This is a genomic window from Agrobacterium sp. DKPNP3, assembly GCF_052686535.1.
Map to the genome: position 1 here is coordinate 1 of NZ_JBQYSN010000011.1, position 22,877 is coordinate 22,877.

Annotated in this window: 18 protein-coding genes and 1 pseudogene; 5 read left to right on the top strand and 14 right to left on the bottom strand. The window is 56.6% G+C overall.

Annotated elements, in window-relative coordinates:
- Nucleotides 1-234 precede the first annotated feature (234 nt).
- Nucleotides 235-619 (bottom strand): annotated as a pseudogene (locus ACUTJJ_RS04990) (hypothetical protein); the annotation flags it as partial.
- 552 nt (nucleotides 620-1,171) lie between these two features.
- Here ACUTJJ_RS04990 and ACUTJJ_RS04995 point away from each other — a divergent pair.
- Entirely contained in the window at nucleotides 1,172-2,857 is a 1,686-nt protein-coding gene (locus tag ACUTJJ_RS04995; protein ID WP_445541469.1) for an FAD/NAD(P)-binding protein, read from the top strand.
- Nucleotides 2,858-2,877: 20 nt separating this feature from the next.
- A complete protein-coding gene (locus ACUTJJ_RS05000) occupies nucleotides 2,878-3,654 on the top strand; it encodes an MOSC domain-containing protein (RefSeq protein WP_445541470.1) in 777 nt (258 codons plus the stop codon).
- A gap of 400 nt (nucleotides 3,655-4,054) precedes the next feature.
- Here the strand turns inward: ACUTJJ_RS05000 and cydB are convergent, their stop codons facing one another.
- The 3 genes from cydB to ACUTJJ_RS05015 form a co-directional block, all read right to left on the bottom strand.
- Nucleotides 4,055-5,059: a cytochrome d ubiquinol oxidase subunit II gene (gene cydB, locus ACUTJJ_RS05005; RefSeq protein WP_144577560.1), complete on the bottom strand. Its 1,005-nt coding sequence runs from the start codon at nucleotides 5,057-5,059 to the stop codon at nucleotides 4,055-4,057.
- Entirely contained in the window at nucleotides 5,049-6,473 is a 1,425-nt protein-coding gene (locus ACUTJJ_RS05010; protein WP_445541471.1) for a cytochrome ubiquinol oxidase subunit I, read from the bottom strand. The genes cydB and ACUTJJ_RS05010 overlap by 11 nt, the downstream gene beginning before the upstream one ends.
- A gap of 487 nt (nucleotides 6,474-6,960) precedes the next feature.
- Nucleotides 6,961-7,866: a class I SAM-dependent methyltransferase gene (locus ACUTJJ_RS05015; protein WP_445541472.1), complete on the bottom strand. Its 906-nt coding sequence runs from the start codon at nucleotides 7,864-7,866 to the stop codon at nucleotides 6,961-6,963.
- 313 nt (nucleotides 7,867-8,179) lie between these two features.
- On the opposite strand from ACUTJJ_RS05015, the gene gmd reads away from it, so the two are divergent.
- Nucleotides 8,180-9,250 carry a GDP-mannose 4,6-dehydratase gene (gene gmd, locus ACUTJJ_RS05020; RefSeq protein WP_144577567.1) on the top strand — a complete coding sequence of 357 codons (1,071 nt, stop codon included), beginning with the start codon at nucleotides 8,180-8,182 and terminating at the stop codon, nucleotides 9,248-9,250.
- The gene (locus ACUTJJ_RS05025) at nucleotides 9,234-10,226 is read left to right on the top strand and encodes a GDP-L-fucose synthase family protein (RefSeq protein ID WP_445541473.1); all 993 of its coding nucleotides are present in this window, start codon (nucleotides 9,234-9,236) and stop codon (nucleotides 10,224-10,226) included. The genes gmd and ACUTJJ_RS05025 overlap by 17 nt, the downstream gene beginning before the upstream one ends.
- Before the next feature lie 369 nt (nucleotides 10,227-10,595).
- On the opposite strand, the gene ACUTJJ_RS05030 is transcribed toward ACUTJJ_RS05025, so the two are convergent.
- The 7 genes from ACUTJJ_RS05030 to ACUTJJ_RS05060 all read right to left on the bottom strand — a co-directional run bounded on the left by ACUTJJ_RS05030 (nucleotide 10,596) and on the right by ACUTJJ_RS05060 (nucleotide 18,017).
- Nucleotides 10,596-10,910, bottom strand: a complete 315-nt coding sequence (locus tag ACUTJJ_RS05030) for a hypothetical protein (RefSeq protein ID WP_445541474.1) — start codon at nucleotides 10,908-10,910, stop codon at nucleotides 10,596-10,598.
- A gap of 79 nt (nucleotides 10,911-10,989) precedes the next feature.
- Nucleotides 10,990-12,249 (bottom strand): polysaccharide biosynthesis/export family protein, encoded by a 1,260-nt coding sequence (locus ACUTJJ_RS05035; protein ID WP_445541475.1) that lies wholly within the window; start codon nucleotides 12,247-12,249, stop codon nucleotides 10,990-10,992.
- A gap of 3 nt (nucleotides 12,250-12,252) precedes the next feature.
- Nucleotides 12,253-14,415 carry a GumC family protein gene (locus tag ACUTJJ_RS05040; RefSeq protein WP_445541476.1) on the bottom strand — a complete coding sequence of 721 codons (2,163 nt, stop codon included), beginning with the start codon at nucleotides 14,413-14,415 and terminating at the stop codon, nucleotides 12,253-12,255.
- Nucleotides 14,416-14,469: 54 nt separating this feature from the next.
- The gene (locus ACUTJJ_RS05045) at nucleotides 14,470-15,180 is read right to left on the bottom strand and encodes a response regulator transcription factor (RefSeq protein ID WP_445541477.1); all 711 of its coding nucleotides are present in this window, start codon (nucleotides 15,178-15,180) and stop codon (nucleotides 14,470-14,472) included.
- 85 nt (nucleotides 15,181-15,265) lie between these two features.
- Nucleotides 15,266-15,919, bottom strand: a complete 654-nt coding sequence (locus ACUTJJ_RS05050; protein WP_063950130.1) for a PIG-L deacetylase family protein — start codon at nucleotides 15,917-15,919, stop codon at nucleotides 15,266-15,268.
- Nucleotides 15,916-16,728 carry a glucose-1-phosphate cytidylyltransferase gene (locus ACUTJJ_RS05055; protein WP_063950129.1) on the bottom strand — a complete coding sequence of 271 codons (813 nt, stop codon included), beginning with the start codon at nucleotides 16,726-16,728 and terminating at the stop codon, nucleotides 15,916-15,918. Before ACUTJJ_RS05055 ends, ACUTJJ_RS05050 begins: the two co-directional genes overlap by 4 nt.
- A complete protein-coding gene (locus ACUTJJ_RS05060; RefSeq protein WP_445541478.1) occupies nucleotides 16,725-18,017 on the bottom strand; it encodes a methyltransferase domain-containing protein in 1,293 nt (430 codons plus the stop codon). The genes ACUTJJ_RS05055 and ACUTJJ_RS05060 overlap by 4 nt, the downstream gene beginning before the upstream one ends.
- A 306-nt stretch (nucleotides 18,018-18,323) precedes the next feature.
- Between ACUTJJ_RS05060 and rfbC the strand changes: the two genes are divergently transcribed.
- Nucleotides 18,324-18,851: a dTDP-4-dehydrorhamnose 3,5-epimerase gene (rfbC, locus tag ACUTJJ_RS05065; protein ID WP_144577579.1), complete on the top strand. Its 528-nt coding sequence runs from the start codon at nucleotides 18,324-18,326 to the stop codon at nucleotides 18,849-18,851.
- Nucleotides 18,852-18,855: 4 nt separating this feature from the next.
- Here the strand turns inward: rfbC and ACUTJJ_RS05070 are convergent, their stop codons facing one another.
- The 3 genes from ACUTJJ_RS05070 to ACUTJJ_RS05080 all read right to left on the bottom strand — a co-directional run bounded on the left by ACUTJJ_RS05070 (nucleotide 18,856) and on the right by ACUTJJ_RS05080 (nucleotide 22,804).
- Nucleotides 18,856-20,199 carry a DUF4910 domain-containing protein gene (locus ACUTJJ_RS05070; protein ID WP_445541479.1) on the bottom strand — a complete coding sequence of 448 codons (1,344 nt, stop codon included), beginning with the start codon at nucleotides 20,197-20,199 and terminating at the stop codon, nucleotides 18,856-18,858.
- Between the two features lie 13 nt (nucleotides 20,200-20,212).
- Nucleotides 20,213-21,283, bottom strand: coding sequence for an NAD-dependent epimerase/dehydratase family protein (locus tag ACUTJJ_RS05075; RefSeq protein WP_445541480.1), 1,071 nt, complete (start codon nucleotides 21,281-21,283; stop codon nucleotides 20,213-20,215).
- 117 nt (nucleotides 21,284-21,400) lie between these two features.
- Nucleotides 21,401-22,804, bottom strand: coding sequence for a glutamate-1-semialdehyde 2,1-aminomutase (locus tag ACUTJJ_RS05080; protein ID WP_445541481.1), 1,404 nt, complete (start codon nucleotides 22,802-22,804; stop codon nucleotides 21,401-21,403).
- Nucleotides 22,805-22,877: the final 73 nt, after the last annotated feature.

Sequence of the window (22,877 nt, forward strand, 5' to 3'; positions counted from 1 at the left end):
TCAAAATATTTAAACAAGATATGCCGCCCTTCATGGGGGCATTTCTGTGTTGGGGCGCGAAACGGGGTACTAGGACCACGTTTCGATCGGCCATCGCGAGCATCATGTGGCCAATTCCTTGGCTCGCGACTCGGCCATACCACCCGTGACCGGGCCGCATGAAACCCTGTAGAAATCGGTAGCGACCCATGCGCTCGCGATGCGCCGCCTGCGTCACGCCGCGTCGTCATTACGCTATCTAGATGGGTTCGAGGTCTCCGGCATCACCGAAAGGGCTTCCTTGGGGTTGAACCGCACTTGGTTTGCCGGAGGCTGTTGGGTTTTGGGTATGCGGCCGGCTGTTTCTTCCAGCATGGCGTAGTAGCGTTCTTCAGCCCCAGCTGGCGGTATGTTTCCGGTGGGCTCCAGAAGTTGTCGGTGGTTGAACCGGTCGACCCATTCAAAGGCGGCGAATTCAACCGTTTCGAAGCTTCGCCAGGGTCCACGCCCACGGATCGCTTCAGCCTTGTTGAGGCCGTTGATTGTTTCGGCGGGGCCATTGTCTTAACTGTCGCCGACACTTTCGACAGAAGGCGTCAGTTTCTGCCAGCCGCTCGGAGTACCGGATGGACAGATATCGGAAGGAGATCATCGCTTCAATGGGCGATCGAGCCTCCTCTTACCCGACAGGCGAATGCTTGCATTCGCCTGTCGGGGCCATCGCGAGATAAGCAGACGCTTTGCGCAAAATCTCATTGGGCGGCAGAACCTCGCGATTATCCCGCTACAGAGCCATCATCTTCTCGGCCACTTCGCGTTTGCATGAGCCGGGGCATTCACACATGAACCGCTGCGGCAACGCCGGCGCGGTTCAAACTCATCGATCGCCCCATTTGCGTCGCGGAAATTCGACTTGCTCAAAGCATATGTCGTCGTAGCACCCTGATGACATCGAAATTGTGTGGGATTCGAGAATGGTCCCAGGCTGGGCCGGCGATGACGTCCAGCGACACCACTTCATGGGACATGATCCCTTAAGATCAGAGGGAGCGCTAACAACCTGCCTGCACTCGATCCTCGGTGCAAGCCTCCGATATGCCTCCAATTGAAACTTCGTCTGTGCTGGAACAGTCTCGGCGGCGCGCCGTTATACTCGCGTGCCGCGAAGGGGTGGCATTGGAGTAAGCCGCATATGGGAAGTCGAATTTGTATTATCGGGTCCGGCCCGACGGGGATATTTACCCTTCAGCATTTAATCCGTTCTCCTATTCCACTGGCGATCACAATTTACGAAGCCGAAATGTTGGCTGGGAAGGGAACGCCTTATCTTCCTGGCGCCAACGACCCGGTGATGCTTTCAAATATTCCGAGCATCGAAATACCTCCGCTCAGCGCGTCACTGGTGGACTGGCTCTCTAGCCAAGACGACAAATACCTGGATCGCTTCGCGATCGTGCGGGATGCCATCAACGCGCGTGAATTTTATCCGAGGCTCGTTCTGGGGGATTATTTTCACGACCAGTTCAACGCCATCGTCGAAGATGGGGTTAGGAATGGTCACCAGATCGACATTCGCCCCAATCATCGCGTCATCGATATATCTCTCGGCGTCGAGGATATCCGAGTGAGTGTTGCGGGGGCAGAGGTCAAGTTTGACGCCTACTTTGACCATGTCGTCATGGCCACAGGCCATAACTGGCCCGAGAAAACAGAGGTGCGGCCTGGCTACTTTTCGTCGCCATGGCCTGCGGCCGCCCTCAAGAGTTCTTGCCATGGCAGGCTTGGCGTGCTTGGCACGTCGCTCAGCGGTATCGACGCACTTTTAACAGTTGCGGTATCGTGTGGCTCATTTTTCTATGACGACGCTGGCATCATGCAGTTTCAGGCATCCACCGGCAATGAAAACTTTTCAGCCGTGATGATGTCGCGCAAGGGCCTTCTGCCGGAGGCAGATTTCTACTGCCCGTTACCTTACGAAACGCCGAAGGTTTGCACGCAGGAGGCCGTTGACGCAGAGATTCAAAACGGAACGGTCGGACTTCTCGACCGCGTATTCGACCTGTTCCGGCAAGAGATCGCGACCGCCGATCCTCAATATGCGTCAGAAATCGGTCTAAGTGGCTTGACGTCCGACACCTTTGCCGACGCCTACTATTCACGCCGATCAGGCGTGGACCCCTTTGTCTGGGCCGCAGCGAACCTCGCAGAAGTCGAGCAAAATGAGCAGAGACGACACACGGTGCGGTGGCGTTATGCGATACTGATCACCCATGAAATCGTGGCTCGAGCAGTTCCTCACCTCGACACGGTCGATCTCGCGCGGTTCAACAAGTCGTTCAAGAGCATTTTCATCGATGAATATGCCACCGTCCCGCATCTGTCGATCAAGCGTCTGCTTGCACTTCGCAACGCCGGCAGGCTGAACATCATTCGGCTTGGAGACGATTACGAGATCGACACCGACGGCCTTGCTCGGGGCGCAAGAGTGAGGGGAAAAGGCTTGGAAGAGACATTTGACAGTTTCATAGATGCAACCGGCCAGACGGCGTTGTCGGCTCACGATCTTCCTTTCCCATCATTGGTGAGAAATGCTGCGATCAAACCGGCAAAAACACCTGAAACGAACATTGGACTCTTCAACGATACGTTAAGTCTCAACTCCAAAAGGACCGGGGGAATAGAAGTGGATGAATGTTATCGCCCGAAAGACGTCGGCGTTTATTCGAACCGGCTATATTGCGTCGCCATTCCTTTCCTTCTGCATAAACACCCCTTTGTTCAAGGCATTACCAGCGCTGCTGACTTAGGCAGAACGGCAGCAGAGGCTATTTTAGATGACATAAACAGCGGAACGGCCGACATGCTGTTAACGGCCTGAAATCGCGGACAAGACAGAGCATGAACCCAAATGTTCCATCAAGACAGTCGATAGGGAAAGTCGCTGAAATCTGGCGCTTCCCCGTAAGTTCGCTGCAGGGAGAGCGCTGCGATCACGTGGAGATCGGACTGCATGGAATCGATGGAGACCGTCGTTTTGGCCTGTTCGACGCGACGCGCGGCGAGGTTGCTGCGCCGGAACAAGAGGCCAGGTGGAGGCCTGCGCTATTTCTGCGCAGTGCAGTCGATGGACACGGTGTCTGGGTCGAGTTTCCTAGTGGAGAGCGCCTGTACCTGGAAGATCCAAAGTTGCGGCCTGAGCTTGAAGAATATTTCGGATTTGACGTGGGAATCGGATGTTACATGGACGACGATCCACTCGCACCCTCACTTCCGACCATCAAGAACCGATATTCCGTGTCGCCGCTCCACTTGGTTACGTCGTCTTCGCTGGAGGACCTTCAGCAGATGGCACCAGACACCACGGTGGATCGTCTGCGTTTTCGGGCTAATGTCCTGCTCGAGACGGAAGATATGGCGGAATTTCCAGAGCATAGCTGGATAGGTCACATCATCAGCATCGGCGGCCTTGATCTGAAAGTCACCGAGGCGACAAAACGTTGCGGCATGATTTTGGCTGCACAACCTGGGCTTCCGGAGCAGCCGGAGGTTCTTAGAACCATCGTGAGAAAAACTGGCCGTAAATTTGGTATCTATTGTGATCCTCTCAAAACGGGATACGTCGAGACTGGTGCGCTTGCAAAGCTGATGGGCACCGAGATATCGGGCTCAGAGTAAGAGCCTTGGAGCATCTAGAGTCACAGTGAACGGTGTACCGCCAAAAGCAGCCTCCGGGCATCGCGGCGAAGGTTCGCAGAACCATGCTTTCCAGCTTCTAAACAGCTTCCCAGCCCGTCAAATTTGCGCGCCGGAATTTTGGCGCTGTCCGCTCCGCTTGCGACGGCGGCGGACGGAGCGAAACTCGATGCGGCAAGGGTAGCCTTAAGACCGGAGTCCAGCATCCCCACTCCACGGCTTGAAATTTTACGAGCGTCAGGCCGCACGCTTTGGCCGCAATGAACCCTTAGGGCGTCCTAAAGCAGCGCGCCGCGGATCACCAGACCCACGGCCGCAACGGTTGCGACGCCCGCCGTCCAGAGCCCTACGAACCAAAGCACCTTTCTGAAGCCGTCCCTCATCAGTGGTAGCCCTCCTCAGGATCGACCTTTCCGCGGAATACCCAGTAAGCATAGGCCGTGTATGCGAGGATCATCGGCACGAGAACAACTGTTCCGACAAGCAGGAATTTGAGCGAGCTTTCAGGCGCTGCGGCCTCCCTGATCGTGAGGACGCCGGGTACCATGTAGGGGTAGAAGCTGACACCAAGCCCCGCGAAGGTCAGGACGAATATGCCAAGCGCCGAGAGAAATGGCTGCAGATGCCTGCCGTGATTGAGGCCGTGCCAGAGCGCAAGGGCACAGGCAGCTAGGAGCAGCGGTACGAAAGACGAGAAGAAGGCGGTCGGCCAGCCGAACCAGCGCTCGAAGTAGATCTCGTTGATAAACGGCGTCCAAAGCGACACGGCGCCAATCAGCGCCAGAAGCACGAGGCTCAGGGGGCGGGCGAGCTTAGCCGAGCGAATTTGGATGTCGCCGGTAGTCTTGAGGTTGAGCCATGTTGCCCCGAGCAACGCGTAGCCCACGAGAACGGCGATGCCTGTCAGGATCGAGAAGGGCGTAAGCCAGTCCCACCAGCCCCCGGCATACTGCCTTCCCTCGACAGCAATACCTTGCACAAGCGCGCCAAGCGAAATTCCCTGCATGATGGCAGCGAGCGAGGAGCCGATCCAGAATCCGAAGTCCCAAAGGTGGGACTCATGGTGCGTGCGCCAGCGGAATTCGAAGGCAACGCCGCGAAAGATCAGGCTCACCAGCATGAGGATAATCGGCATGTATAGCGCCGGCATGATAATCGCATAAGCAAGCGGGAAGACGGCCATGAGCCCGCCGCCTCCGAGCACGAGCCATGTCTCGTTGCCATCCCAGACGGGCGCGATCGAATTGGTCATGACGTCGCGGTCGCGTCGATTTCGGAAGAATGGGAAGACAATGCCGATCCCGAGATCGAAGCCGTCGAGAACCACATAGGCAAGGACCGCAAATGCGATGATACCTGCCCAAATGAAGGAAAGATCAATGTGCATGTCGGTCTCCAATCCGATGACCCTGTGCAACACCCGGCGTAATGCCCGCCGTCCGGATCGGACCGGCATCCAGCTCCTGATCTGCGTCCAACGGCGTTGGCGGCCGTCGCATGAGCTTCAGCAGATAATAGACGCCGACGCCGAAGACCACGAAGTAGACAGCGATGAAAATGAGCAAGGAGGTCCCAACTGCGGGAGCTGAAATCGGCGACAGGCTTTGCGCGGTTCGCAGCTGACCATAGACCGTCCAGGGCTGACGGCCGACCTCGGTCGTGTACCATCCCGCAAGCACAGCCACGAAGCCGGATCCTCCCATGGCCACCGCGACGCGGTGCAGCAAGGGCGTGTCGTACAGCTTCCCCTTCCAGCGCGCCCAAAGGGACCAGAGCCCGACGCCAAGCATCAGGAAGCCGAGGCCGACCATGATCCGAAAGGTGATGAAGGGCATAAGCGCCGGCGGACGCTGGTCGCGGGGCCACTCCTTCAGTCCCTTGATCTCGCCGTTCAGCTCATGGGTCAAGATCAGCGAGCCAAGCTTTGGAACCTCGACGGCATAGCGGGTTCTTTCCGCCGCGTCATCGGGAATACCAAACAGAACGAGTGGGGCGCCGTTTTTGTGCGTCTCGTAATGTCCTTCCATCGCAGCGATCTTCGCAGGCTGGTGTTCGAGGGTGTTCAAGCCATGCAAGTCCCCGGCGACGATCTGGATCGGTGTGACGATCGCCGCCATCCACATGGCCATTGAGAACATTATCCGCGCCTGACGGTTCGTCCGGTCCTTCAGCAGGTGCCAGGCGCCGACGGCGCCAACGGCAAAGGCGGTCGTCAGGAATGCCGCCATGACGGTATGGGTCATCCTGTAAGGGAACGAAGGGTTGAAGATGATCTGCCACCAATCTTCCGGCACGAAGACGCCGTTGGCGTCGATGCTGAAGCCGGCCGGCGTGTGCATCCAGCTATTAGCCGCCGTAATCCAGGTCGCAGAAATCAGCGTGCCGATCGCCACCATGGCAACCGCCACCATGTGGGCTCTTTCACCGACCCTCTTTCGGCCGAAGAGTGCGATGCCAAGGAAGCCTGCTTCCAGGAAGAATGCCGTCAGGACCTCGTATCCCATGAGCGGGCCGATGACCGGCCCAGCCTTGTCCGAGAAGGCCGACCAGTTGGTGCCGAACTGATAGCTCATGACGATCCCGGACACGACGCCCATCGCGAAAGTCACCGCGAAAATGGTCTTCCAATATTCAAAGAGCTTGAGATAGGCCTCATCACGCTTCCATAGCCAGAGCGCGTTCAGGACGGCGAGGTAGCTGGCCGTCCCAATCGAAAAAGCGGGGAAAAGAAAGTGAAACGAGACGGTAAACGCGAACTGTAGCCGTGCTAGCATTTCGGCCTCGAGACCAAGGAAGGTCATGACGACTCCATTGTTGAAGACCCTCGAACTTCATTCCGGCATCGAGGTTCCAGCTGAGGTGTCGATTGATTCTGCAAACGACATGATCCGCCATGCTAAGCGAGCTTGATTTGTGGCCAAGCCTTCCCGACGTCGCGCGTCGAATTGCCACGTCGCAGCTCCATCGAACCCAAAGCCACAGCTCTGTCTCGCCGTTTTGCAGGAGGTGGGATCCGTGGTCAGACGTGGAATGAGGCTATCGCAGAACTATTTGTTTTTCGGTAGGCGCCAGTCTGAGCGTATGCAATGGCTCACGGCGCTCGCGTCAGCTCTATGGTCTAAGAAGGCGTGCAATAGTGCCTCTTGCCCGTTCGGCAAAATCAGCTTTTAGCTCAGGATGTGGATCGAGGCGAGCTGGGCAATCCTTGATATCCCACATTGCGCGTAGAGGCACGGCCGGATCGGTCATGAATCGCGTCCTTGACCCCAGCTTGCTTTTTGATAGCCCTTACTCTTGCTGCCGTCGCGCATTGGTAAGGTCCGCGAGGCCTTTAAGGCGCATTGGCCATGATACAGGGAGCCTAGCGTGACGGGCGGCATCCGCATCGCGAACACTGTGCTGCCGCTTCGAGGCTGTGTGGCCATGGTTGATCTTCCATGCCTCGGGGTCATCGTTTGCCAGATCGATCGTTGATTTTGCGGGCTCGGCGATCAGTGCGACGTTGGGGCTGAGCGCGCGTGGAACGAAGGAGAAGGGCAGGCTGTGGATCTCTCGCAAGGGCGCGTTGACGCGGATTAGCTGCGCCAGACACCGCCAGTCGAAGCCCTGATGTGACGAATGGTGCGGGGGAACTCGATCAAGTCGATATAGGCCTGCCCAAAAGGTTTCTTTGAGGTTGCCCGATTGGCGATCGTAGCCCATGAGGGCCGAGCCCCAGTTTTTGATCCATACGGCCGGCCCGACTTCGACCGGCACCGTGACGAGGAAAATGCGGGGACGAACGATTGTGCAGACATGCTCGATGACGCGGACCGTGCGGTTGAGGTGGATGTGCTCAAGCGTTTCCAGAGCGATGACAATGTCGGCCTCGATCGTTTCGTAAAGGCTCTCGTCGGTAGCGTCGCCGACGATGAAGCGGCAGTTTTCGTATTTGCTGTAGCGATTGCGCGCGGCCTGGATAAAGATTGGATCGTAGTCGATACCGACATAATCGATGTCAAATTTTTCCAGAATATGCCCGACCGCAGTTCCAGGACCACAGCCAATATCCAGTATTTTGACCTTGCGGTTGCCGACGTCCTTCTGCACTGATTGCAGAACCTCAAGCAGCTTTCGATAGCGGCCCGCATGCAGAAAGCGCGTCACCCAGTTGAAGTTCTGCACTTTCTCGTAAGTGGTCGCGAACGTACCCATCCAATCCGTCTCCATGAACCGTAGATGATGTCGTCTCGCGATCGCTGCTATTGTAGCGATCGTGCGCGACCCGGCGTTGTATTTCGAAGTCTGGCACGGCCTGCGCGACCTGCAACTCGGCCAAAAGGCTTAAGTCGGAAGCGAGGATAGCCACCCTGCCTCCTCTTAAAGGCAGATGTGGACATGGTGGATCGTGAATCGGGCAGTTCTGACCGGCCGTCCTCTCCCTTTTGGTATGCTGCCGACGAACAGGGCCTCGTTATATTTTTATGGGGGCGCCATCCGGGGCCGGAACCGCTGGGAGATGTGGTGGATGGTTGACAAGAGAGCCTTGATTATTGGCGTGACGGGACAGGACGGCGCTTATCTCAGTGAATTGTTGCTTGCCAAGGGATATATTGTGCACGGCCTGAAAAGGCGGTCATCCTCATTCAATACAGGCCGGATCGATCATCTTTATCAAGATCCCTTCGAGGAAAACCTTCGCTTTCGGCTGCACTTCGGTGACCTGACGGATGCCACAAACCTGTGCCGCGTCATCCAGGAGGTCCAGCCCGACGAGATCTACAATCTTGGCGCCCAGAGCCACGTCCAGGTCAGCTTCGAGACGCCGGAATACACGGCCAACGCAGACGCCCTTGGCACGCTCAGGCTGCTGGAAGCCATGCGCATCTTGAACCTTGGCGACCGCTGCCGGTTTTATCAGGCGTCCACATCGGAGCTATTCGGAGGGATGGGCACCGTTGCCCAGCACGAGGGAACGCCGTTCTATCCAAGAAGCCCCTATGCCGCGGCGAAACTCTACGCCTACTGGATGACTGTCAACTACCGGGAAAGTTACGGCTTTCACGCATCCAACGGCATCCTCTTCAACCATGAGAGCCCCATTCGCGGGGAGACTTTCGTCACGCGGAAAATTACCCGCGGTGTCGCGGCTATCGAACGCGGCCTCATGAGCAAGCTGCGCCTTGGCAATCTGGACGCCAAGAGGGACTGGGGGCATGCGCGGGATTATGTCGAAGGCATGTGGCGCATCGTGCAGCAGGAAATGCCGGAGGATTATGTGCTTGCGACCGGCGAGGCGCATACGGTGCGGGAGTTCGTTGAGCTTGCTTTCGGGGTGGTTGGTAAAACCATCGAGTGGCACGGTGATGGCAGCGATGAAGTGGGGTACGATGCCAAAACCGGCGATACGATCATCGAAATCGATCCCAGATATTTTCGCCCGGCGGAAGTGGATTTTCTTCTCGGCGACCCCAGCAAGGCGCGCAGGAAACTCGACTGGAGCCACACGACCTCCTTTTGCGACCTCGTTCAGGAAATGGTCGAAGCGGATCTGCGCCTCGTGATGTTGGAAGAGGGAAGAAATGAATTCGTCGCATGAATCGCAAGGAATTCCGTTCAGCTTGAATGGGAAGCGCGTCTGGGTTGCCGGCCATACGGGAATGGTCGGCTCGGCACTTGTGCGACGGCTGCAGCGCGAGAATTGCGAAATCCTCAAAGTCTCTCGCAAAGAACTTGATCTGACCCGACAGTACGAGACGGAGCGGTGGATGGCCGCAGCAAGACCTGAGGTCATTTTTGTCGCTGCCGCCAAGGTCGGAGGTATTGCAGCCAACGCAGCCCATCCGGCAGACTTTCTTTACACCAACACCCTCATATCGATGAATATCATGAAAACCGCCGCCGACCTTGGTGTCGAAAAGCTTCTCTGGATGGGCTCAAGCTGCATCTATCCGAAATTCGCGGTGCAGCCGATCAAGGAAAGCGCCCTTCTGACAGGTCCGCTGGAGCCGACCAACGAGGCTTACGCGATTGCGAAGATCGCGGCGCTCAAGCTTTCCCAGTTCTATGCCAGCCAGTACGGCCTGAATTGCGTCTCCGTCATGCCGACCAATATTTATGGGCAGAACGACAATTTCGATCCGCAAAGCTCACACGTCATCCCTGCGATGATCAGGAGAATGCACGAAGCGAAAATCAGCGGTCAGAACAGGATCGTTCTCTGGGGCACGGGTAGTCCTCTGCGTGAATTTCTTCATGTGGACGATCTGGCGGATGCTTGCTGTTTTCTCATGAAATCACCGGCCCGTTTTCCGCTGATCAATATCGGCTCGGGGCGGGAGATATCCATCCGCGATCTCGCGCATCTGATCGCAGATATTGTCGGCTACGATGGGCAGATCGTGTTTGACACCAGCAAACCGGATGGAGCCCCCAGAAAGCTGCTCGACTGCTCGCTGCTCAACGCGCTTGGCTGGCACTCGACGGTCGAGCTTAGAGATGGCATCCGGGATTTGTATGAGTGGTGGCGACAACCGAAGTCGCTGCAACCGGACGTGTTGCGACAAGCCATTTAACGTGCCCAAAAGCCGGACGACGATCGTTCCGTGCTCCATAAGCGGTGACCGATCTCCGTCTCCAGTCCGGCTGGGGTGATATTCCTGCAAATTTCAATCTGAACACGTCGACATAATAAGATTTGCGCGGCGCTAGCGACGGTGTGCAAAACGTAAAATAGGCTCGCCCGACCGAACGAGCGAGCCCCTCCCAGTGACCAGTTTTTCCCGGCTACCAGGGACCCGCCAAAGTATCAGGGGGCGACGGGTTACTCTTACAAACCGCTTTTATCGTTTCGGATCAATCTGGCTATAAGCGGTAGGATGAACCCTATCCATCTGATTTTTAGTAACTTTTCGCCTTCTGGTTGCCGAGGGCAGGACAAAGCTTCAGACTTTGGGAGACGTTACCCGGCCGATTGGTTCTCCGTCGTTTAAATTGAGCCAGTCTCGGACGTCGGTCGCCGTGATCCAGATCTGTCCATCGAAAGCAAACATTCCCTTCTCGATCTCGCATGCCGCAATTGTTGCAAAAACGTCGACGAATTGCGCCAGACGTTGCACATCGCACTGCGGGGGAGACTGGATATCATTCAGGGCATCTTGCGTCACATGGATGGGCCGCAGCCCTCTTGCGCCGTTTACAATGATAACGGCACGCCGCCTGACCATATGATAACCAACCGGAACGAGCGCAGATTCCATCTCCGTCTCCCTGCTACTTTGGCCAATCGGTTCCCCGCTCCGAAGGACGTCGCGAGCCTGCCCGGCGACACGCGTGTCTCTAGTTGACGCTTCCTGTGACGATGGGCTCCGAAACCGGGTCTCCGCGTGATACCGACAGGCGGACGCGAACGACGTCTCCTGCCCGGACCTGAGTATGCTCGTCCGCAGCTATTTCGCGATAAGTGCCGGCAACCTGACGCACGATGAAGAAATTGGTTTGGATCATGTCCTCGAGGCTGGAAACCCGCCGCGCAGTCGAGCTGATCTCCGCCATAGATTGAAGGCTGAAGGCCAGTTTCTTTTTCAGGCGCATGATGTCCAGGGAAGTCTCCCGCAATTCGGTCGCGGCGTCATTATGCCTTTTGCTCTTCAGTTCCAGGATACGCCGCTCTACCTCGCTCTTGTTTTGTTGCGCACGCGCCAGGAACGACGTGGATTCCAGCACCTGCTGGTTCATGGACAGCAGTTCGCGTTTGCGCTCTCTCAGGGCGGCCTCGGAGGCTGCGCCGCGCGTGACAAGTTCCTTCGAGGCGTTGACGTCCATGTCAAGCAGTTCAAGTTGCTGGCTGCGCATGACGTTGCTTTTCTGAAGCGTGTCGATTTCCTGAATGAAGTTCTGCCGCTGGACCTCGAGGTTGGTCTTTTCGTCCTGCTGCGCCGAGAGGCGAAGGCGGAAGAGGCTTTTTTCAGAGTCCACGATCTTCTCCAGTGCGGCGCGATCTCGAACAAGCCCGATTTCATCGCCCTTATATTCGAATTCCGTGTCGTTAAGCTCCGCTTCCAGCCGAACGCGCCGGATATCCTGCGACAGTAATTGCATCGACATGTCTTCATATTCCTGCTGGGCGGCAATCAACTGTATGCCCGAGGTATCCCTCTGTGCGTTCGACTCGCGCAATCCCCCGCCCAGCGCGAAGAGTTCAAGCACGATCATGCCGGGACGGTATTCATATTTTCCCGGTTTCTGGACGTCGCCAACAACGAAGATGGGAGCATATTCCTTGACCGCAACGGCAACGGAGCGGTTTGCCACATGGCTTGCCAGCTCGCGGCTGATCCGCACCCCGATTTCGTTCACCGTCTGGTCGACAACGTTGACGTTGCCAAGAAGCGGATAACCGATCGTTCCATCCGCACTGACAGGGAAGAGGCCGGTCAGACCATCGTCACCATAGACTGAGATCGTCAAGACGTCGCCGGCAGCGACCTTGTAGTCCGTTCCCTCTGCAGCGGCCGGCAATTCGCAAACGGCGAGAGACAGAAAAGTGGTGCAGGCGATCAGCAGTGAAAAGGCTTTGGACTTTTTCGCGGCGCGCATGTTTCACCTCTCGTTATGAACGACAGCTGGCGGCCGCAGGCTGGTCGGCCGTTTCCGCAGCTTGAAATGACTATTCCAGTCTCGGAAAAACCTTGGCCAGACCGCGGCGTGGCGCTGTCTCGGGCGTCGTATTGCGTTGAGGATGACACCCGCGATCGGTCGGCCCGCGACCCGTAGCCTGATGACGGCGTTTTTCATTCCCGTGCCATCGGTGACGTCCTGCCGGACCACAAAGGAAACCGTGTCGGACAGGGTGGCGATCCGCAACAGGTCGAGGTCATGGGCAGCGGATGGGGCCTCGATTAAGATCAGTTCGTATCTCTGCCGCGCCTCCGCAATCAGGCTGGCGAAGCGCTTGCTTCCAAGAACAAGATTTGGCGGCAGATCGTTTTTCTCGGCGACGATGATGTCGACCCCCGAGGCCTGATCGCGTTGTACGATGCTATCGAGGGACACCTCACGGCTTACCGCATGGGCGACATGCGAGGCCGATCCCACGTCGAACTCGCCTCCGAGAGCGGGGTTTCGCAGATTGGCATCGATCAGCAAAAGCTTCACGCCGCTCATCGCAAGAGATCTGGCAAGGTTGGCGATCACGAATGTCTTGCCTTCCCCATCGGCCGAAGACGTGAAGGCGATCACCTTTGCCTTGCTCTCTGCCAATTGCAGGTGGGTCTGAAGATCCGCGAAAGCGCTGTAAAAGTCCGCCGCGGCGTTACTGAATGTCCCAGACTTGTTCTGGAACTCTCCGAAGGAAAAGCGTGGAATGCGCCCGATAACGTTCAGTCCGGTTTTTTGTTGAAGCGACGCGACGGAGCCGAAAGACCGGTCCGTAAAGTTCAAGGTAAAAGCTGCTGCCAACCCGCTGCCGCAGCCCAGAAGAAGTGCAACCAAACCCCACAGGCGCTTGTCAGGACTGGTCGGTTTTCGGGACGGCATGGCGCTCGATATGATCCGCGCCTCGGCGGTTGCGATACCGTCCTGTTCGATTGTCTGCTTGTAGCGCGCCAGATATGTCTCGTAGATCGAGCGGTTTGCTGCTGCCTCCCGATCAAGTTGTCCGGATTGAACCATTGCCATATCTGTCGTGGAAATCGCGCGTTGCACATCGATGAGGCTCGCCTCGACCTCCTGCCGCTGTTTTTCACTGACCTCGATCTCGTTGCGCAAGGCAGCAATGATCTGCGCGATCTCCGAATCGATCTGCTTGTTGAGTGAACTGAGCTGGGAGGATAATTGCGGTCGCTCCGGGCTCATGGTTGCACCGCTTTCATCGATCTGCGCAATGGCTCTGATGACCTTTGCCTGCTCGCCCCTTAGCTGCTGGATCGATGGCGACGACAGAACTTCGGTGATCCCGAGGCCATTGCCGCTTTTCTGAAGTTCGAGCGCTGTGGCCAGGCGTGCCCTTGACCCCGCCAGCTTGGCCTGTAGCGTCGTCAACTCGACGTTCAGGCTTGAAAGACGCTGCGCCTGCAGGGGAAGACCGCCTGTGTCTATCAATCCGGATTTTTCGCGAAATTGCGACGCCTGCCGTTCGGACTCTTCCAGTTCTGTTCGCAGACTGACCAGCCGCTCCCCTAGCCACGCGCTGACGCGCCGTGTTGCCGTCGTCTGGAGGTCGATCTGATAGTCGATATAGGCTGCCCCGAAAGCATTGGCGACTTTCGCGGCAAGCGCCGGATCGTTGGCATAATAGGATATGTAAATCGTATAAGACCGGCCATCATTCATCACGCGAACGTTGGTCATGAGGGTATCGATCATTTTCGATGTCTCGGCGTCGTTGCCAAGCATGATCGCGTCCGTGTCCGTCCGGGCTTGGTTGGGCTGACGCCCTTCCAGCAGCCTATCTTTTTGCAGGATGACAAGAACCCGTTCGGCCATGGACCTCGACCCGATGATATCAAGTTCGGTCCGAAGCACCGGGCTTTCCTGAGGCAGCGGAGAGACGACGGATTCGGTGGGAAGCGCCTGAAGCTTGCGGACGTCAAGGGCAAGGGTCGCCTCGGCCTTGTAACGGATCGGGGTTCGCGCATAGCCGATTGCCGCGACTGCGAAACTGACGAGAAAGCAGATGAAGACGGCCCTGCGCCGCTCCCGCAGGATGGATAGGAAGCGGGAAATACCTTCCTGCTCACCCGGAGATGATGACGACTGGATCATAACGGTTCCTGCTGTAAGTGCAGCGTTCGGTAGCGGTCGGCAGATGGCGTCCGATTAACGGTCGTACGCCATGTCGCCGATCTTGCACGCGACTTCCGTGCGGTTTGTTGCTCCAAGCTTCTTCATGATATTGCGGATATGCACCTTGATGGTGCTTTCACAAAGGTTCAGCTCCAGAGCGATATCCTTGTTCGCCTTTCCGCACCGCAGGGCCTCCGCAATTGCCGATTGACGGCTGGTAAATTTCGCCGGTGGCAGGGATGCGTGCGCCCTCAGGCCGAACAGGCTTTTCATGTTCATGACGCTGCTTGCCGGTATGAAGCGGCCTCCTGCGATTGCAAGACTGATCGCCTGGACGCAGACCTCGATACTGACGGAATTTGATATGTAACCGCGCACGCCAAGAGCGATCGTATCCAGAATGGTATTGATGTCCTGATCGTCGGAGAGCACGACGACGGCGGCCGGCGACACGGCAGCGACGATCTCCGCAAGCTCGCGGTTTGTCTCTGCCGGCGGACGGGGCAAAACACTGACCAGAACTGCAGCAGGCATGCCGATTTCCGTGCGTGCCTGTTCCCACTCTTCCAGATCTGAGAAGGTCAGGATGCGCCTGTCTGCATATTGATAGTTGAGACTATGGGCGAGGCATTCCCGCTCCAGCATGCGACGATCAAATATCCCGATATAGGCAGCCGCATGTGCGGCGGCCTGCGGATGCGGTACCTCTTGCGGCGGGTAGTCGGAAATACGGTTATGGATCATGACGAAAATGCCCCCTGTATTGTTCTTGGTTTCTTTTGATTTTCGTAAACATTGATGTCGTACCGTGCGCAGGCTTTCGCCTGTTTCAGGCGAGCGTCAGTTTCCTGACGGTAAAGGCCTCCGCAAAACGTGTTGGCGCACGGCATTCCATTCCCCGCAGCCGCGCCAGGCCGCGAAATGTATCCGCATCGAACCAGTCCTTGGATCTCTGTGTTCCAAAGTGTTCCAGGAGAAGCTCGACCTTCATATTCATCGCGTCTTCGCTCAATGGCACGTAAGCGTTTCGTCTGCCGAAATCGCCGTCCCATTTCGGGATTTCGTATTCCATGATCAGGTGATTTCTGAAGATGTTGGATGTGATCCTGTTGATCTCGCGGTGATCCTGGTGCGCGTCCTCGCGGCTATGTGTGAATATGACGTCGGGACTGACTTTGTCGCGCAATGTCAGCAGCCATGACTTGATTTCACGGCTCTGCGAGGGGAAGTAGCTGTCCTGAAACGATGCAAGTTCAATTGAATAGGATGCTGCTTTTGCCAGAAAAGCTTCCGCAGAACTGCGTGCCTCCAGGGCGCGCTCGTTGCCGGCGCTGAGCACGCACCAATGGACATCAAGCAACACACCCTTTGAAAGCAGACTGAGGACCGTGCCTCCGACGCCGATCTCAATGTCGTCGGAGTGAGCTCCCAGACATAGGATCGACAGGCGATCACCGGCGGAGGCGAGGGATATGTTTTTCATGGCAGTTGCTTCGTGTTTGGCGATTTGCGTGCCATTGACGCACCGTCGCCGATCCATGGCATGTCGCCGCGTTCCACCATCGCCTCCAACGTCTGCCAGTCGCGCAGCGTATCCATAGATCGCCAGAAACCCTCATGTTTGTAGGCCATCAATTTGTCTTCAGAAATCAGCCTGGAAAACGGTTCCAGCACGAGTTCTTCGCCCTCGCGCATGTAGTCGAAAATTTCCGGACGCATCAGGAAGTAGCCGCCGTTGATCCACATCTCGGATGTTTCCGACGACCGAAATTCCCGCACCCTTCCGCTCTCGTCGATCTCCGCCAGATGGTAGGTGAGAGGCGGCCTGACAGCCAAGAAGCAGGCGAGCTTGTCGCTCTTTTCGAATTGGGCAATCATGTCGTCGAGATCGACGTCGGTCAGGCCGTCGCTGTAATTGGCGAGAAACATCTTCTCGCCTTTGAGATGACGACGTACGGCCCAGAGACGTTCGCCAATATTGCGCCATATCCCCGTATCGATCAGCGATACGCGCCAATCTCTCGGCAGCTCTTCGAGCAATTCCACGCGTCCGGGACTTGATATGACGCAATCGGCATAACTTTCCGGCCGGCTGTTCAGGAAGAATTCTTTTATGACATGCGCCTTGTAGCCGAGGCAGAGGATGAAGTCTTCGTGCCCGAAACGGGCGTAATATTGCATGACGTGTCGCATGATCGGTTGAGAGCCGAGCGGGATCAGTGGTTTAGGGACGCTTTCAGAATATTCCCTGATGCGGGTACCCCTGCCACCGCAGAACAAGACGACCTTCATTGTGCCAACTCCTTCGGATCAATGATGGATATGTCTGGAATTGGAACGATGAATTTCCCGCCCCAGTCTCTGATGTCGTGCATTTGTGCAACGATCTCATTCTTCAGGTTCCAGGGAAGAATGAGGACGTAATCCGGCTTCATGCGCTCGATTTCGCTGACGGGCCGGATTGGGATATGCATTCCCGGCGTAAGGCGTCCATGTTTGTAAGGGTTGCGATCAACCGCAAAATCGATGAAATCGGTGCCGATGCCGCAATAATTCAGCAGCGTATTGCCCTTTCCCGGCGCGCCATAGGCGCAGATGGATTTGCGCATCTCCTTGAGACGGATGAGGAAAGACAGGAGGTTTCGCTTGGTCTGACGCACGGCTTCGGCGAAGGCCGTATAGGTCTCTATTCTGTCGAGCCCGGCATTCAATTCCCGTTCCAGGAGGCTATCGACGCGGGCTTCACGGTGAAACATGCTGTCCTCGTGCGAGAAAAAGACCCGCAGCGAACCGCCATGTGTTGGGATTTCTTCGACATCGAAAACCTTGAGTCCATGACGGTGAGCCATTTTTTCTATCGTCAGCAATGAAAAGTAGGAAAAGTGCTCGTGATAGATGGTGTCGAACTGGTTTTCCGCGATAAGCTTTTCGATATGCGGGAACTCAAGGGTGATCACGCCTTCAGGCTTGAGCAGGGCTTTCATGCCGGCAACGAAATCGTTGATGTCAGGCACCTGGGCAAGGACATTGTTGCCGATGATGAGATCCGCTTTTTGTCCCCTGGCCGCCATATCGGTTGCCAGAGCCTCGTTGAAAAATTCCGTCAGTGTCGGAATACCTTTCCCGATTGCCACCTTCGCGACGTTCACCGCCGGTTCAATTCCGAGCATCGGAATGTTGCTGGTCAGGAAATGTTGCAGCAGGTAACCATCGTTGCTGGCAAGCTCGACAACGAAACTGGATTGGTCCAGCGCGAAGCGCTCGATGACCATGTCGCAGTACCGCTTCGCGTGAGCAACCCAACTGTCCGAGAACGAAGAGAAATACGCGTACTCCGTGAAAATACTCTCCGGCGCTACATATTCCTGAAGCTGGACGAGGAAGCATTCATCGCACACGAATGCATGGAGCGGATAAAACGGCTCGACGTCATTGGCGGCATCAGCTGCGACGAAGCTTTCGCAGGGCGGAGACATTCCAAGATCAACGAAGGTATGCACCAATGGCGCGCTACAAAGGCGGCAAAGCCCAACGTGATGCGTCGAGCTCAGTCTTGCGGAAAAAACTGCCTCATTATTCATCTGACGTCCCCTGATTCCATCGCAGTGTTTTCGAGCGAATTTCAGAAATTCTTTTATTAGCTGGAAAAAATACTATGGATCAGGGTGGGTGACGATACTGCATTCGGCTCGAAAACGTCATCCATAAGCCGTAGATTTATGTTGTAATCCTCTGGGATGTGCCTCCGGCGCCGGGTTTCCGCAACTGAAAGGGTGACTTAATTGCCCCCCGGCCTTCAGGGTATGGTGATGCCTGTGGCTGTATTCCGTAGCCGCTGAAATGGCGGCGAACTCTTCTTGAATACGGGGTCGCATCAGGAGCGCCGAATGCTGTTTGAGAAGACGAAAATCGAGGGGCTTTGGGTCGTCAAAACGGTGCCCGTGCATGACAGCCGAGGCTCTTTTGCGAGGACGTTCTGTAAACGCGAATTTGAGAGTAACGCGCTGGTATCGGACTTCAGTCAGCACAGCCTTTCCATATCAAAGCTCAAGCACACCATTCGAGGGTTGCATTTCCAGCGACCGCCGCATCAGGAGACTAAGCTGGTTTCCTGCGTCAAAGGTGCGATATGGGATGTCGCTGTCGATCTGCGTCGCGGCTCGCCCACCTATCTGCAATGGGTGGGGACGGTCTTGTCGGCCGAAAACGGCGCGCAGTTCTACATTCCCGAGGGTTTTGCCCATGGTTTCCAGTCGCTCAGCGACGATGTTGCCGTGTCTTATCTGATTTCGGTGCCCTATGCCGAAGCAAGTGCAGCGGGGATACGCCATGACGAACCCGCGATCGGTGTTGAATGGCCTGCGCCTCCTTCTGTCATCTCGGAAAAGGACCTCGGTTGGGCGGCCTGGCAATGAATGTCTACCGCGACAGGAAACCCAGATTCGATACAAGGCCCGCCTCAAGCAGCCTGCCTGCCGCGCTCGCAATATCGACGAAGGGGATTTTGGACCTTTCGGCGATATCGAGCAGCGAGTTATCTCCATCGGCGTAGTTTAATATCCAGAGATAGGCCATGGTGCGGTCGTCGTTCGTCTTGTGGCCGCCAATCGCAGGGAAAAGCCCGTATTTTCCGAGCTGTGGCTCACCTTTCGGCCTAAGGTTCAACGGCGTCCAGTTGCCTTCGAGAGCCTCGATCATGTCCATGATCATCCAAAAGGATGAGTTAAGGTGTTCGGGCCTGATGAAGTCGAGATTGTCGGCCGAGGTGTGATATTCGGAAAAGGTTCCGAAAGAGCTTCTCTGCAGCAGTCCGACCGGCAGATTGAAGCCCGGCGAACAGAATTGCCGCTCGTCATAGCCATAGGGAATGAAGTCGGCGATTGCCAGAGGTTTGCGATCCTCGCCGCAGCGGGTGCAGGCGGCGATCCGGTCGATCACTGCGTCTCCCCGGCGGCTACGCTTGTAGTTCGGCCCGCCGCCGTCACCAATGCAGGAAACCACAAGACCATGCGCAATGTTCGATATCCCCTCTTCGTTCCGGGCAAGCCATGACAGGGAGCCGATGGTTCCGGGCGCAAAGACGAACCTGTAGCTGTAATATGTGTCTCTGCCTTTCAGGCCGGCAGCAAGACATGTGAGCAGTGCGAGGCCGGAACAATTGTCGTTTGCGAGCGATGGATGACAGATATGCGCGAAGAGAAGCACTTCCTTGGTGCTTTGTCCGACATGCCGATATTCGCCGTAATACAGATTGCCTGACGTCTTTTCGGTGTCGATGACGACTTCATAGTCGCCTTCCTCGAGCTTGAGGAAGTCATTATGCGACATGCAAAAGCCCCAGGCATCCGTGTAATAGGCTGTTTTGTAGGGAATGAGGTCGGGTTGTTCCGGAAGGGTATAAATATGTGCTCGCAGTTCGGCGAGCGGCATCACGCGGCGTTGAGGGATGCTGTAGTTCATGAGATGCAGGTTCGACATTTGGAAATCGATCACCTTGCGTCCCGCCGCGTTTTTCACATAGGCGTCCCGAACGATCCATTCCGGCGGCACCGTCCAGTCGAAAACCCGCGTCCCGCTCGGAACGGCGTGCTGCTCGATATCGATATAGTCTTTAAGGATATCGATCGTCTCGCACACACCTTTGCCCGTGATACTGCGACAGATCGGAAAGAGGCGGGAGGCGAGATCGTGAATAGTCTGGCCAATAGTTATTTCCCGGATTGCATCGGTCGTCAGTTCGGCACCAGGCTCCATCCTGCCCATCGCCTCCTCCCCTTCACACCGATGCTGCGATACCGACGCTTTGGCGCGGCGCGGCCATGGGGCGGCGCAGGTTGCTGTCGATATCCTTATCGCCGATGAGCTTCTGAAGTTGGCCGATCCGCTGATAGTGCGGGCCCTCGAATTCGGCCATTGTCAGGCCGGAGCTCTTGTAGGCCCGGTAGAGTTGCTCGGCACCTGCAGCGGCCGTCCACGTCGGTTTGAACGCCGGAAGCGCACGGGCGATCTTGCCGAAATCGACACGGTAGGAGCGGGTATCAGGGCTCGCGTCGCTGGCATATTGCAGCCGGCATCCAGGGACCGTGAGGGCGACGATTTCGGCAATCTCTCTGATCTGATAGTTGTGCGCGTCCTGTCCGACGTTGAACGCCTGATTGTGGATGACATCCGTTGGAGCTTCAAGCGCTGCCAGAAAGGCTAAGGAAATATCCTCGATGTGAACGATTGGACGCCATGGCGATCCGTCGGATTTCAGGAAGATCAGTCCTTCCGTCACCGCCCAGGCCGTCAGGTTGTTGAGTACGATATCGAAACGGAGCATGGGTGAAAGGCCATATGCCGTTGCCGGGCGCATATAGACGGGCGAGAAGCCGGGGCTCGCGAGGCTCGCAATTTCCCGCTCCGCCAAGACCTTGGAGGTGCCATAAGCCGTTACAGGTTTGAGCTCTGCCGTTTCATTGACCAGCCCTTCGCCAGCGGCACCGTAGTTGCTGCACGACGAGGCGAAGATGAAACGCTTGACGCCTGCCTGCTTTGCGGCTCTCGCTGCCCGAACGCTACCGCGATAATTGATCTCATAGGTAATTTCCGGATTGAGATTGCTCAGCGGGTCGTTTGACAGGGCAGCAAGATGAATGACAGCGTCGAAACCTTCCATATCCGCAGGCGTAATATCGCGGATATCCTTGCACACGCCGGGCACCTTCGGCAAAGGTCCGCCTGGCGCATAGGCGCAGCGGTGGTAGAACTCCGTGTCGTAGCCGTGAACTTCGTGGCCCGCCTTGCGCAGGATGGGTACCATGACGGAGCCGATATATCCGCGATGCCCGGTGACGAGAACGTGCATGAAACTTCCCCTCAAGATCCAATGTCGATTGCAACGAGCGTATCTGTTCAGGCGAGATCGATGCACCGCGCAAAGCGGCTGTAGCGATAATGCGAACCGCTTAGGTGCCCCGACCGGTTAAGGCTTTTGGATGCTTTCCGATAACTCGGCCATGTCGGCCATCTTCAGCCCATGGCTGGCCTGATGCTGCGATCCGCCGTTGAAACGTCGAAATACAACCTCGGACGGGCGTCCCGTGAGGAATTTGTCAACGCCGTATTCCAGCGCTTTTCGGTAGACCCCTAGCGCCCCGTCTATGGCGTCAAGTGTTCTGGCTATATCCTCGTCCCCATGCGTGTAACTTACAACGAGAGACGGTGCGAGAATGCCGCGTCGGATGGTTTCCTGCAGAAAGAGCGAGCGGAACGCCTGAGACGGCTTGCCAGTCTGATCGAGCGTGAAGTAGCTGAGACAGGCGGAGTGGCCCTGAATACCGAAGTAGGAATCGAGCCCGTGCGCGATTGCGATCTGGCTGATGGCGGCACGCAACGCGTTTCCCTGTCGGACCAGATGTGGGACCACGGGTTCCTGTGTGTAAACCTGCATGGTTGCGATGGCCGCTGCCATCGCGTGCGTTTCCGCGCCATGCGTCGTCGAAAGCAGGAAGACACGGGGGGCATCGGTTTGATCGATACCGCCTCGTTCCATGAACTCACGCTTGCCAGCAAGCGCCGAAATCGAAAAGCCATTCCCCAGCGCCTTGCCGAAACAGGACAGGTCTGGGACGATATCGTATGTCTTCTGCGCTCCCCCCGCGTCCCAGCGGAAGCCCGTGATCATTTCGTCGAGAATGAAAAGCGCGCCGTTTTCGTGACATAGCTCCTGGAGTTGGTGAAGGAACCGGTCCCGAGGCGGTTCACCGCGCGACGGCTCCAGAATGAAGGCGGCTATGCGACCTGGAAAGCGGTCAAACAGACTGCGCGCACTCGTAAGATCATTGTAAGTGAAGCCAAGGACCAGATTCTGGATCGCCTGAGGAATGCCTGCATTCATCTCCGTTGTTCCGATAAACCAGTCGTCGGTGGAGAAAAACGGGTGGTCGCTGCAACGTGCGATCAGGTCGCGGCCTGTAACAGCCCGTGCAAGTCGTATCGCGGCGGATGTCGCATCAGAACCGTTCTTGCAGAATTTAACCATTTCGGCCGTCTGGATCGTGTCGAGGAAGGTTGAAGCGCAATCCACCTCGATCTTTGACGGGCGCGTGAAATTGCAACCGCGGTATAGTTCCGCGCGCGCCGCCTCGACGACGTCGCCATAAGCATGGCCTAGGCCGACGGCCCGGTTGCCCATGCCGTATTCGATATATTCATTTCCATCGACATCCCAGACATGACAGCCATAGCCCCTTTCAATGAAGCCGGGAGACAGGACAGGGTACTGGTCGTCACCCTTGGCATAGGTATGTGCACCGCCCGGTATAAGGTAGCGGGAGCGCTGGCGCAGTCGATCCGAGTTTTCGAAATTGTCGACGAAAGAGTGCATGGCGCAGTCCCGGGTCCAGATATCCGATGACTGGAGATTACCGCATCTGGCTCGGTTGCCGTTACGCCGTCTT